We start from the raw sequence: 13,172 nt of genomic DNA on the forward strand, positions 1-13,172 counted from the left end.
TATATGAGACAAGACAGAGTATTCGAAGAACAATGTGTAGATGAAATACGCCAAATGGCAGAATCCACATCTCTTTGTGAGCTAACATCACGATGGATGTCTTTATCTTGTGAGAAAAAATATTCATATCATTTTCGTTGGGCTGGTCGACCAATTATTCAATATCCACAAGATATTGTCGCTATGCAGGAAATAATTTTTAATGTTAAACCAGATTTAATAATTGAAACTGGTATCGCACATGGCGGGTCACTAATATTTAGTGCAGCCATGCTTGCTCAGCTGGACTTGTTTGAAGCGATAGAATCCGGCTCTATGATTGATCCACGCCATAGCAAAAGGAAAGTTATTGGTATTGATATTGATATACGTGAGCATAATCGAGTGCAGATAGAGAGTCATCCTCTTTCATCAAGAATAAAAATGCTACAAGGTTCTAGTGTCGACGCTGGAATTATTAAAAAGGTTCATGAAATAGCGGCTGGATATAAAAAAATCCTACTTTGTTTAGATAGTAACCATACACATGATCATGTGTTGGCTGAATTAGAGGCGTATGCAGACCTTGTCAGCGTAGGGAGTTATTGTGTTGTGTTTGATACGATAGTTGAGGACCTACCAGAATCATTATCCAGTGATCGTCCTTGGGGGCCTGGGAATAATCCTAAAACAGCTGTTCACTCATTTTTAGCTAAAGATAATAGATTTGTAGTGGACGAGTTTATCGAAAATAAACTAATGATAACAGTTGCACCCGATGGGTACTTGAAACGAATAAAATAATGTGGAGTTATAAATGTTTCTGGCTGCCGTATTTTAAGGTTAAATTTTAATAAATGGTCTAATTATAAATATGAAGTCTAGTCGCCGAAATATCCAATCGTAGGTGTTTTATGGAATATATGTGCCCACATTGTAGCTCTAATGTTGAATTGTATTTTCATTTGGATAATTCACCTATTCTTCAAAATGTTTTATATGATTCAGAAAGTGAAGCAATAACATGCAATAGAATTGCCGTGGATTTTTATTATTGCAAATCTTGTTGTTATTTATTTAATCCATCGTTTCGTGCGGATGATATTGTTTATGATGCCCGATATAATAATGATCAAATGTCTTCGTCATATTACAGGGACTATTTATCTGAGCTGGCCGACAAGTTGATATCTGAGTGCTCTCTGGGTGAGTCATCTAGCGTTCTAGAGATTGGTTGTGGGAATGGATATTTTTTAAAATTATTAATTGAAAAAGCAAAGGTCACACATATTTGTGGTTTCGATCCAGCTTATGATGGACAATATGGATTGTCTAGTATTATCCATAAGGAATATTTTTCAAAAAAAGAGATAAAATACGATGTTATTATTTTGAGGCATTGCTTTGATTCATTTATAAACAGCCCTAATCTGATTAATGATATAAGAGATTCGCTTGCAGATAATGGTGTTATTTATATTGAATATCCATCTCTCGAATATATAATAGATGCTGGAGATTTTACCATGCTTTATCACGAGTGTCATAGTTATTACTCTCTCTTGTCTATTACTGGTTTATTAAAAAAATTTAATTTGAAAGTGGATAGTGTATTCCACCTTTTCAATGGCCAATATTCTGGAGTTATCTGCAGCAAACTAAACACTGGAGTATTTGATTGCTCGGAAATATTGAAAATAATAAATCATTATAAAAATATATTGATTTGGGGGGTGTCTGGCAGAGCTGTGACCTTAATGAATCATTTATGCCTAAATAAGGATATAGTAAAGTACGGTGTCGACATAAATATCAATAAACAGGGTAAGTATATCCCAGGAACTGGACAGAGGATAATATCTCCAGCTGATGCGGTTTTATCATCACCCGAATTGGTGATCGTATCAAACTCTAATTATTTAAATGAAATTATGTCAAATTTTGACTCAAAAGTTCATTTTGTTACGTTCGATGGTCAGTTGCATATTAAATGATTTTAATTGTCATCCATCTTGGCCACACGTTCTTGTCTTTTATGTTAAGAATACTGCGTAATATTGCTGGCGAGTGGCATTTCATATGTGTAAATTTTATACGGTAACTATATGATGGGACTGCCAGTAATTCGCTCAGTGACCGAGCAGCTTGAAATTTGGAGTCATTTAAAGGGAAGTGAATACATTGTTGGCTGCAATTTGTTTTTCAATGCCATTGCGAATCAACTGATACAGTTTTTGCGCGAGCTTAATACCTACAAAACTATTGATTGTGTTGCTATTGTTGATGAGTTGGATTTTAAGGAAAACTATGATTGGTATATGAAAGAGTGCTGTGATATTACTCTTGTTATATATAAAGACACCGAGTGTGAAAGGTTATCACTGTTAGATATTATTATTCTTGGTGAATCAAATTATGATCTCTTCGCTCGGTTTCCCAGTTCAGTAGTAAAAGTTGGGTGCCAACATGGCATTGACGTTGATATCAAGAAAACAATCGATGTCTATGGCGGTGGTTTCTGCTTTGATTATATTCTTGGAATGCGGTGTCATATTGGTGCTCCCAACCACTCTTATATCAACAAGTTCCCAGAGTGCATGCGATTTCACATGCATCCATTTGTGTGTGAAATACCTTTCGGTCTTCCAAAACTGGATGCGTTTTTTAATTCAGTGACAAACTGCAAAAAGCAAGATGCGATAATTTATCATCTTTCATACCTAGCGATAGAAAAATCATGGGTAGTTGACTCTGTTTTCCCAACATTAAAAAAATTACTTAACAACTTTCCTGGCTATACGATTGTATTCAGACCATATCATCTAGATCGTGGGCATGAAGCTATTCTCAAATGTATTGAATTTGGTTCTGAATTTGATAATTTTTTATATAGTGATTCAGATAATTATATTAGCGACTACTCTCGCGGAGTCCTAATGTTAACTCATAGGGAATATTCAATCCATTTGTTCGAATTAGCAACTGGAAGACCAACTGTTCTGCATTTACCTGAATCTGAATGTAGTGATATAAACGATAAAGAACGACACTACACATGTCATGATAATAATTTAATACCCATCATTAATGAATTGCTATTAAATAAAAAATTGCAGTCTGTAGAAAAAAGAAAGGAGATCTGCCAATCAGCTGGCGTGTATAACGCTGGCAACTCAGTAGAGTATTTTGTCGAAAATATTGAATATATTGTCACGGGGAAGCCACATCCTAGCTGGAAGTATTATGATATAACATTTTCAGATAAAATAGACTTGAGGGTGTTCATTGGCTTGCATGTTTTATCATGTCGTTCTGCAAATATATTTTTTATTGCTCTGTTATCTTGTGATATAAGTTATAAGCAAGCGCTTTTGTTCGCGGCTGATTCATTTTCTCGAGTCAATCAGTTAAAGTTCTATTATTATAGACATGCGCTAAAGTTTTTTTATCAGTTTGTTATAAATGAATGTTTGAGTCTTGAGCTTTCAGATAAGGCTATCGATTGGTGGTTGTCCAAAGGCCGGGGTGTGCTAGAGTTTATTGAAAATGAAATGATAGATAATCATGCTTCACTTAATAATAGTGAGTTGTGGCTAAAAAATATCTATGACAAAAATGTCACTATTCACAAGTCAAATATAAAAAATAATTTAAATACTTTTCAATTGGTTAACGTTACCACATTAAATCCTATATGTTCAAGTCGTAATGTTATTCTATTCGGTGCTGGGCAGTTTGCTGTAGACTTTATTGAGTGGAATTTAAAAGAAAAACAAGTAGTTATAACTGGCATTGTCGATTCCGACCCCAACAAACAAGGCTCGTTTTTTTTAGGGTGGAAAGTTGGGGCGCCTCATTTTCTAAATAATGCTTCGGTTGATGTGCTAATTTGTTCTCAGGCATACTTGCCAGAAATTTATTGTGACTTGGTTGATAAATATAACTTTAAAAATGATATATTTACTTTTTCAGGTGATATGTTTGCATTGTCATTTATTGATGTTTTGTGATAAGTGATATTTTTATACACTAATGCTTAATATATTATTGCGTCTTTGGTGTGTGGGCTGGCAATAGTTGATTTTAGTTATAAAGGACTATCATGAATACTGACTATTTAAAGTCAAAAAGCATTGCATTTAGTTATCTTGAGTTTGGAGCTATTGATCCACATCTTGGGAAAAAGACTGTATATGATTTCCGTACTAATGCTAAAGCATATGATTGGCTAATGCATGCACGCTACTCGAATGATTTATTTTCGTATCACCGGATGAGCCAGCTTTTATGTGACAACGAATACAACGACATTGCCGATATATATACCGATGAAATTCATCATAATGATGACTTTGTTTTTAATTTGAATAAAGTGATGGCGTTGGAATTGGTTGGCTCCTCTTTCTTTGAACTTGGCCAGACTCTATTTGGGTGTATCGATGGGATGGAGTTCATTAGGAAATTACAACTAACTCTGGAATTGCCATCTATACAGGTTGATTTATCTCATGTTAATTGGTTTGGATATGATATCTCACCATTTTTTAATTTAATGGCAAGGTTGATGCACGAAAAATACAAGGTTATTACAACGGACACCCCCTCTGGAATACCCGCTAGTTATGATGTCTTTTTTGCTAAAGGCATTACTTTGCTTTATGCAATTCGGACTGGTTCCGAGCTGTTTGATTATATAAAACACTCGAAAATTACTGTTTTTGACTATTCATTTAGTCTTTGCGCTGCAAAAGACATTTATATTGGGACTGGAAAGTGCATTCGTTATTTAAGTAAAGATGAATTTGATGAGGTTTATCAACAAATACTGAAAAGTGGAAAAGATATATGGGTTAGAGGTAATTCAAAGGCTGATCTTGATAGAGGGCTATTTTACATGGAAGGAATTGTCGCTTGTGATGATTTGGCCTCACAGTTTATCCTCCGACAGGAAAAATGGATGGCATCATTCAGTGCTAACAATCACGACTTGTATTCCAGTTTGATTCACAATAAAAATGAAGAATATTGGCGCTGGGTGCGGTTGAGTAGCTTGTTGTAAGATTTCTGTTTGTATTTATAGTTGATGTTGAGAGGTGTTATGGTTATTTGGATTGTCGGATTGTCTGGTGCAGGTAAAACAACAATTGGCCGTGCTTTATATAAAGAGCTAAAAGTAAACCAGAAAAACTTAGTGCTTGTTGATGGTGATGAAATACGGACTCTATTCTGTCACAATCAGATTGCCGATGATTATTCTATCGCTGGGCGACGAATTAATGCAGAACGTATTCAATCACTTTGTCGTTGGTTAGATAGTCAGGGAATCGATATAGTCTGCTGTAATCTAGCGATGTTTTCTGATATAAGAAATAATAACCGACATATTTTCTCTGACTACCGAGAAATTTTTGTGGATGTTCCTCTATCTGCGTTGATACAGCGTGATGACAAGGGGCTCTATCAAGCTGCTCTTTGTGGGCTGCAGCACAATGTCGTTGGGGTTGATATTGAATATTGTCCTCCTGTTGCTCCTGATCTAGTGATACATAATATTTTTGATGCGTCGTTGTTGCCTGAATATATTAGCCGCATTCGGCAGGTCTGTGGGCGAGGTATCTGATGCGTTATCCCTACTCAGAAGGCAATCTATTACAAACACCACAGCGTTATCACTATACCCCATTCATGGGGGATGAATTTATACACGCGTGGCGAGCATCTCGAGAGTTGGCCCTTCAGCGTTTACCTGCCCCTATATTGCCTCCGGTGACCTCATGTATCTCAGCAAGTGCTGAGGACACCCTGTCGTTGCTGCAGGTGATGTGTCGCGTCTTACGGGGAGCTGTCGTGGAAGCTGATGATCAGGAGGTTGTTGATTACTGGTTGCTCCGGTTATTAAAAAAATTTGAAGTTAGTAAACATCTGTATGTTGGCTATCAGACTCAGCCCCCGCATCCACCACTGGCTGGAAGCGGTTATCTCGCTATAGAACCTTACTTGTGGCTGTCAGAGTGCCTATCTCGTGCTTGGCAGCGTCAATCAGTCGGTTATTTTCTGAGTGGATTGCTCAAGTTAAATGACACTCTCGTTTCACAAATTCAGCATCTTGATGTAGAACAGGGAGCTTATTTGGCTTGGCTCTTGAATATGGAACAGCAACTATTGAGTGAGTTGAGTTCGGAGATGGGTGTATGAGTGCACAACGTCTAGTACTGCTTTGTGGTCGTACAGTTCGCTCCTCCGTCTATGTACAGACGTTAGCAAACTCGAACATAGTTCCAGATGCTATTTTGGTATATGGCGATGGAGGGGGGAGGGTTCAGTCTACTCGGCAGGTACAGGGCGTAATGGTCAACGATCTATTCACTCCAGATCCATGTCGGGAGCTTGTAGATTGTCTCGATGAGCTGGGTTGGCCCTATCAGGTGTGTTCGACGCAGTCCCTCTCGGATCCGGTATTGCTTGTGATGCTTGAAGCTCTGAGTCCTGAATTGGTGGTCTACTCAGGCTACGCGGGACAATTGGTTCCGGCGGAACTATTACATTGTTATTCGGTGTTACATGTTCACTCTGGCTGGCTTCCGGATTATCGGGGAAGCACAACCCTGTATTACCAGATCATTGAGCAGGGAGGCTGTGCTGCAAGTGCCTTGCTACTGGATGAGCATATCGATACTGGCCCGATTTTGGCGCGGAAGCACTATCCGCTGCCGCCTCCGGGAGCGGATGTTGATTACCTTTATGACAATATGATTCGTGCCGATCTGTTGGTTACTGTGCTGGCTCAGTGGCGGTCAGGGTTGCAGTGGGATCGGTTGTCTCAGCAAATGGACTCTCCGCCTTATTTCATCATTCATCCTCTACTCAAACATATGGCCCTGCTCGCCATCGATAGGCAGGAGAGGTTCTCATGAGTTTCTCTACTCCCGATTTTAATTTTGGAACTAAATCTGAAACTCTGGCCCGCTTACAAACGAGGGTTGGCCGTTCGAAAATTCTCCCTCTTTATTACTTTACTGCCACTCAGTGGCTATATCAAAAAACTGAAATTCTTGCAGCCATCACCGGTATGGATCATGGTGGCTGCGTAATCATCCGTAGTAGTGCTCAAAATGAAGACAGCCAATGTGATTCCATGGCTGGAGCTTTTACCAGCTGTTTAAATGTGCCTGTCGATAGTCAGTCTGAACTGGAGCAGGCGATCGAACGTGTGATTACCTCATTCGGGCAGCATCAACATGGAGAGAATCAGATATTGGTGCAACCCATGCTCAGAGATATTCAGATGAGCGGGGTCGTGATGACCCACGATCTGGAGCATGGCGCCCCCTACTATGTAATTAATTATGATGATGAAAGTGGTCTGACAGATACAATTACGGGTGGGGTCGGAATCCAGAAGACAGTATTGATCTACCGTGATACTGATCATAGTCTCGTGCGTTCAACACGTATTCAGGGATTGTTGGCGGCATGTCGAGAGCTGGAGGCACTTTGTGGACGGGTGCCTTTGGACATCGAATTCGCTATCGATCGCCAAGAGTGTGTTTACATTCTGCAAGTTCGTCGCATCACTCTTTGTAATACCTGGCATCCGGTCACTGAACGGCGAGTTGCTCGGCAACTGGCCCATATTCGGCATTACCTTGAGCAAACCCTGCCTCCTCAGTGTGATTTATTTGGTGGTAACTCACTACTGGGGGTGATGCCGGATTGGAATCCTGCCGAGATCATCGGAACTATGCCACGCCCACTGGCTTCATCTCTCTATCGCTTGCTGGTAACCGATTCGGCATGGCGGGAGGCTCGAGCCAGGATGGGGTATTACCATCCCCGTCATCAAGTGCTGATGGTGATGCTGGGGCATCATCCCTATATCGATGTACGCAGCAGCTTCAACTCCTTTTTGCCAGCAGGTCTTGATGATGCGACGAGCGAGCGTTTGGTCACAGCTTGGCTGGAACGTTTACGCGAGCACCCGGAATGGCATGACAAGGTTGAGTTTGAGGTTGTGCAAACCTGTCTGGATTTTACCTTCGAAGCCGATTTTGAGGTTCGTTATGCCGGATGCCTGACTTCCGATGCGTTTCAAACCTATAGACAGGAGCTGGGTGCATTGACGTACCGCGCCATTGTCGGCGAGGGCGAGGGCTCTCTAGCGGCCGCGCTGGTGGGTATCCATGCGTGTGCAGTCGATCAAGAGCGAAGGGGGCCGATTAAGAGCTGGCGAGCCGATCTGGTATCCGTCAAACGTCTTTTGCTGGCGTGCCGTGAGTTCGGTACCGTTAACTTTGCGATCCTTGCCCGCCATGCCTTCATTGCCGAAGAGTTGTTGCGTTCTGCATGCCGTCGCGGAGCAATTTCTATGGAACGAGTGCAGCTTTGGAAACAGTCCTTACATACGGTGACAACCGATCTTACCACGGATTACGCGGCTGTTTTTGCGGGGACACAATCAGCGGACCATTTTCTTTCCCGATTTGGTCATCTGCGTCCAGGAACCTATGACATTACGTCGCTGCGTTATGATGAGCGTCACGACCTTTTTGCGACCACATCTGGGTCGAATGGGCTGGAGTCGGTCCATGTGACAAGAGGTTTTGAGCTACAACCCGACGAGGAACAGGCGTTGCAGCGATTGTTGGATGAACGAAGCTGGCCCGTTACTGCCGCTGGATTGCTGACCTACGCTGGCCAGGCCGTCCAAGCGCGAGAGTACGCCAAACTGATCTTCACTCGAGACTTATCGGATGCATTGGCTTTGCTCAACCGTTGGGGAGGAGAGGTTGGTCTGGCGCGGGAGGATCTCTCCTACCTGGATATATTCCAACTGCTGGATACACTGGCTTCCCCACTGCTGGATGATATCGATCGCGTTGTGCTGAATTGGGTAGACAAAGCCCGACATGAGTATCAGCAGGCCATTTCTTTGAAACTTGGCCATTTGATTTCGGGAGCGGATGATGTGTTCGTGGTACCAATACATCGCAGCTTGCCTAATTTTATTACGCAAAAGCGAGTGGAAGCTGAGGGAATATTACTGCAGCAAGACACACCGGTCACCACGGTATTGCAGGGACGGATTGTCTGCATAGAAAACGCAGACCCTGGCTATGACTGGGTTTTTACGCGGAATATAGCTGGTCTGGTTACGCAATATGGCGGAGCCAATTCCCACATGGCCATTCGTTGCGCTGAATTTGGTATCCCGGCGGCTATTGGTTGTGGTGAGCAGTTGTTCAGCCGCCTGTTGCGTTGCCGGGGTATCGTCCTGAACTGTCAGGATAAGACAATTAATTTGGTGTGACACACATGAAGCGGATAGGCATTACGTTACGAACATGTCAGGCGGTGGGTTATCAAGAGGCCCGTGATGGGCTCGCTCGGGATTGGTATCGTTTTTTGCTGCAATTAGATTGGGGGTGGGAGTGGGTGTTGTTACCCAATCTTGGTTCACAGAGCGTGGCTTACGCCCAGGCTCAGGGGGTCGAGGGGATCATCTTAACTGGCGGTGAGGATCTCAGTCTGGATCCCCTACGGGATGAGAGTGAGTTTGCTCTGCTGGAACATGCCGTGAACCACCAGTGGCCGGTGTTGGGCATCTGCCGGGGGATGCAGTTGATTCAACGCTTCTTTGATGGCGAGCTGGTAATTGCGGGTGGTGAGCATCATGTGGCAACTCGACATTCAGTCTCAAAGCGACGGGCATTGCCATGGGGAGGTATGAATGAGACATTTGAGGTCAACTCCTATCACTCCAACCGGATACCCTTACCGCTACCGGCCAGTTTGCAAACTCTGGTCGTCGATGCTGAGGGTTATTGCGAAGCTTTTAGCCATCAGCGCATGAAGCTGGCTGGAGTCATGTGGCATCCTGAGCGTGAATTATTCTGCCATGAATTTGATCGGCAACTATGCCGGTGGCTTTTTGAATGAGGTGATATGCAAGCCATAATTTTAGCGGCCGGGCGAGGTTCCCGGCTTGGTACCATGACCGAGAACCAACCTAAACCGCTGGCAAAATTGGCTGGTAAGCCGTTGATTGAATGGCAGTTGGCATCGCTAGCTGCGGCTGGTGTCGATAGTGTTCATGTGGTTTGCGGATATTGCAGTGAAGCCCTGCTGGGCTACGGTGACAGCCGAATCATGAACGCCAACTGGGCTAGTTCTAATATGGTTCGTAGCCTGATGTGTGCTGATGCTGTGCTATCGGCGGCGCCGACTCTTGTCTGTTACGGGGATATTGTCTATCGCCCTGGGATCATCAGAACCTTGATGTCATCTGATGCACCACTAGCCACCAGCTATGACAAGGAGTGGTGGTCACTCTGGTCTGCTCGGTTTGAGGATCCTTTATTGGATGCTGAGAGCTTCCGGCAGCAGGGGGGTCAATTGTTCGCCATCGGTGAACGGGTTCATGCTCGAGAGGAGATCGAAGGGCAATATATGGGGTTGTTGAGGTTCACCCCTGAGGGCTGGCAACGAGTGTCTGCGGTGTTAGCAGGACTCAGCGCCGAAAAAATCAACAAGCTGGATATGACTAGCTTGTTGCGCTTATTGTTGTCTCAAGGCGTTCCTATTGCGACAGTTGCGATATCCGGTGGTTGGGTTGAAGTGGATAATCAATCAGACATCAGCTTGTACGAACAAATGATAGCTGAGCCAGGTTGGAGTCATGATTGGCGATCTTAATCGCGATATCACTATTGTCCATTGACAGCAGCATCGCCTTATTAAATAGCTGTTCCAAATAGTAAATCACAGGGGTAAGGGAGCTCGTTCCTGTTTATTTGATCTCATGAGTCACCAAACAAAACAAACCCAAAGGTTGAGTTGACGCCTATCCTGCCACGACCTCAACGGTACCGCATGCACAAAATCATCCATGCAACGCGTGATAAAGGCATGCTTGTCGCCTGATGGCTATCTTGCTACACGGCCTCAGATGTTCAACACCTTACCGTCTAGGCGCGCCCAGTCGTACCTGTCGCCAAGATTGTCACCTTACTGATGCTGCTCATGTAGTTTTCTCCGCAAGATCTTGGTTATCAACGCAGCCGCTGGGTACCAAACTATTGGCCATCCAAATCAATCGGTTAACGGGCCTCAATATGGCAGCTTCTACGCTCCGTCGATGGTTACCTCGAATGGGCATTGTCTGAAGCAAGCCTGTGCCAACCTTGCGGATAAAAGACCCAGTCTATCAAGAAAAAATGACGAATATCGACGCTGTGCTGGCCCGCTGTGATGCCGATAATCCGGCGCTTTGTGAGGATGAAGTCGATATAGACCTCCATCCCAAATTAGTGGCCGACAGGATGTTCAGAACGCGGCAAAAGCGGGTTGTTACAGCGGGAGAGAACGAATTACCTGGCAGGCGTTCTCCATGTCGGCAACGGAGAGTACTTTACGTCAGTGGCATAAAGAAAACTCATCTCTGTTTATCACCATGCTGGAAACACGGCGTCATCACTACCGACGAGCCAAAACTATCACGCGTAATCATCAACACAGGGGAATTACTTGCTTGCTGATTCGAGTGAAACACTTCATTGATACCGTGTATCTTTTTCCTGGGAATGGCTATGGAACGGTGAATGCATGGCACTATCAGGAGCAGTTATTTAGGCACATCACACCTAAAAAATTCATTTTTTGATGAAAACTTATTGCGAAATGCATAATTTAATGCTGAAGCTACTTACTTATATTGCTAAGGGGGAATGATGAAGGTCGCTGTTGTTGGTATAGGTTATGTTGGTTTATCTAACGCAATATTACTAGCTCAAAAAAGCAATGTGATATTGTTGGATGTTAGTTGTGAAAAAGTATCAAAAATAAATTCCAGAGAGTCCCCTATTGTTGACCCTGAAGTAGAGTTGTTTTTAAAGGAATGTAAGCTGAATCTGACTGCAACTTTGAGTAAAACAGAGGCTTATGAGAATGCAGACTATATTATAATTGCAACGCCTACTAACTATAATCCTAGTACGGATTGTTTCGACACTTCTTCAGTGGAGTCAGTCATTAGTGATATCATGGAGGTGACATCCAACCCAGTAATAGTCATAAAATCTACCGTTCCTGTTGGATTTTCTTCAAAATTACAGCGTAAATATAACAGTGAAAATATTTTTTTTTCCCCTGAATTTTTACGGGAAGGCCGAGCGCTATACGATAATCTTTATCCATCGCGGATTGTCATTGGTGCAAGGAATATAATGGCAAAGTCATTTGCTGCATTAATGATTGAGGGGGCAAAAAAAAAGGATGTGCCAGTCGTTTTTACGGAAAGTACGGAGGCTGAAGCCATAAAGCTTTTTTCAAATACGTATCTGGCAATGCGAATTGCCTTTTTTAATGAGCTAGACTCATTCGCTCAAAAAAACAATTTGGCAACAAGAGATATTATCGATGGCGTTTGCCTTGACCCTCGTATTGGTCACTATTACAACAATCCATCTTTTGGCTATGGAGGGTATTGCTTGCCAAAAGATACTAAGCAACTTTTAGCAAATTTCAACCAAGTTCCCAGCAACTTAATTAAAGCGATTGTTGATGCCAATAAAACGAGAAAGGATTTTATAGCCGATACGGTGATTGTTGAAAACCCTAAGCGAGTTGGTATTTACCGACTAGCTATGAAGACTGGTTCAGATAATTTTAGGGTGTCAGCAATACAAGGTGTCATGAAAAGGATAAAGGCAAAGGGCATAGAGGTGGTTGTTTATGAACCATCTATCAGAGAGTCGGTTTTTTATAAGTCAGAAGTCATCACTGACCTATCAGAGTTTAAAAGTATTTGTGATGTTATATTAGCTAATAGAATGCACCCTGAATTAGTTGATGTAATTGATAAGGTCTATACACGTGACGTTTTTGGCTACGACTAAAGCAGACTCAGGCTGTACAGATCTAAATGGTAGCTCAAAATGAGGTGTTCTGATTTTCACAGACAGTTCCGATTGTTACGATGAAACAATCGGGGGTATTCAATAAAATCAAGAGAACACTATTCACCAGCGTTTCGCGCAGAGGCGGTTCGGATGGTGTTGGAGCAAGAGCTCAGTCTGGCGGAAGCAGCCAGAAGACTCGGCATTGCCAAAGGCACATTGGCCAACTGTGTTGTTGTCGCCAAAGGGGGACAGGAAAAACCGGCCCTAGGAGGACGTCCTGTGTAGTGGTCAACTAAA

The 13,172-nt window shown here is 42.8% G+C and carries 11 protein-coding genes and 2 pseudogenes; all 13 read left to right on the forward strand.

The features are described from left to right. Window positions 1–3 precede the first annotated feature (3 nt). Window positions 4–783: a cephalosporin hydroxylase family protein gene (locus tag AACT07_RS11150; RefSeq protein WP_069527757.1), complete on the forward strand. Its 780-nt coding sequence runs from the start codon at window positions 4–6 to the stop codon at window positions 781–783. Window positions 784–893: 110 nt separating this feature from the next. Further along, window positions 894–1,973, forward strand: a complete 1,080-nt coding sequence (locus AACT07_RS11155; protein WP_083249964.1) for a class I SAM-dependent methyltransferase — start codon at window positions 894–896, stop codon at window positions 1,971–1,973. 111 nt (window positions 1,974–2,084) lie between these two features. Next, window positions 2,085–3,989, forward strand: coding sequence for a hypothetical protein (locus AACT07_RS11160; protein ID WP_069527759.1), 1,905 nt, complete (start codon window positions 2,085–2,087; stop codon window positions 3,987–3,989). 92 nt (window positions 3,990–4,081) lie between these two features. Next, a complete protein-coding gene (locus tag AACT07_RS11165; RefSeq protein WP_069527760.1) occupies window positions 4,082–5,038 on the forward strand; it encodes a hypothetical protein in 957 nt (318 codons plus the stop codon). Window positions 5,039–5,077: 39 nt separating this feature from the next. Further along, window positions 5,078–5,599, forward strand: coding sequence for an adenylyl-sulfate kinase (locus AACT07_RS11170; protein WP_083249965.1), 522 nt, complete (start codon window positions 5,078–5,080; stop codon window positions 5,597–5,599). Further along, the gene (locus AACT07_RS11175; RefSeq protein ID WP_083249966.1) at window positions 5,599–6,174 is read left to right on the forward strand and encodes a hypothetical protein; all 576 of its coding nucleotides are present in this window, start codon (window positions 5,599–5,601) and stop codon (window positions 6,172–6,174) included. Before AACT07_RS11170 ends, AACT07_RS11175 begins: the two co-directional genes overlap by 1 nt. Next, the gene (locus AACT07_RS11180) at window positions 6,171–6,893 is read left to right on the forward strand and encodes a formyltransferase family protein (protein ID WP_069527762.1); all 723 of its coding nucleotides are present in this window, start codon (window positions 6,171–6,173) and stop codon (window positions 6,891–6,893) included. Before AACT07_RS11175 ends, AACT07_RS11180 begins: the two co-directional genes overlap by 4 nt. Then, window positions 6,890–9,286, forward strand: coding sequence for a PEP-utilizing enzyme (locus tag AACT07_RS11185; RefSeq protein WP_069527764.1), 2,397 nt, complete (start codon window positions 6,890–6,892; stop codon window positions 9,284–9,286). Before AACT07_RS11180 ends, AACT07_RS11185 begins: the two co-directional genes overlap by 4 nt. Window positions 9,287–9,291: 5 nt before the next feature. Beyond that, window positions 9,292–9,915: a gamma-glutamyl-gamma-aminobutyrate hydrolase family protein gene (locus tag AACT07_RS11190; RefSeq protein ID WP_069527766.1), complete on the forward strand. Its 624-nt coding sequence runs from the start codon at window positions 9,292–9,294 to the stop codon at window positions 9,913–9,915. Window positions 9,916–9,921: 6 nt separating this feature from the next. Continuing rightward, complete coding sequence (locus AACT07_RS11195) at window positions 9,922–10,671, forward strand: phosphocholine cytidylyltransferase family protein (protein ID WP_069527768.1); 750 nt, start codon at window positions 9,922–9,924, stop codon at window positions 10,669–10,671. 177 nt (window positions 10,672–10,848) lie between these two features. After that, window positions 10,849–11,638 (forward strand): annotated as a pseudogene (locus tag AACT07_RS11200) (winged helix-turn-helix domain-containing protein). Between the two features lie 67 nt (window positions 11,639–11,705). Then, on the forward strand, window positions 11,706–12,872 hold the full coding sequence (locus AACT07_RS11205) for a nucleotide sugar dehydrogenase (protein WP_069527769.1): 1,167 nt from the start codon (window positions 11,706–11,708) through the stop codon (window positions 12,870–12,872). 102 nt (window positions 12,873–12,974) lie between these two features. Further along, window positions 12,975–13,148: pseudogene (locus AACT07_RS11210) on the forward strand (transposase); the annotation flags it as partial. Window positions 13,149–13,172: the final 24 nt, after the last annotated feature.

Source organism: Aeromonas sp. ANP5, from assembly GCF_963870295.1.
GTDB classification, from domain to species: domain Bacteria; phylum Pseudomonadota; class Gammaproteobacteria; order Enterobacterales; family Aeromonadaceae; genus Aeromonas; species Aeromonas veronii.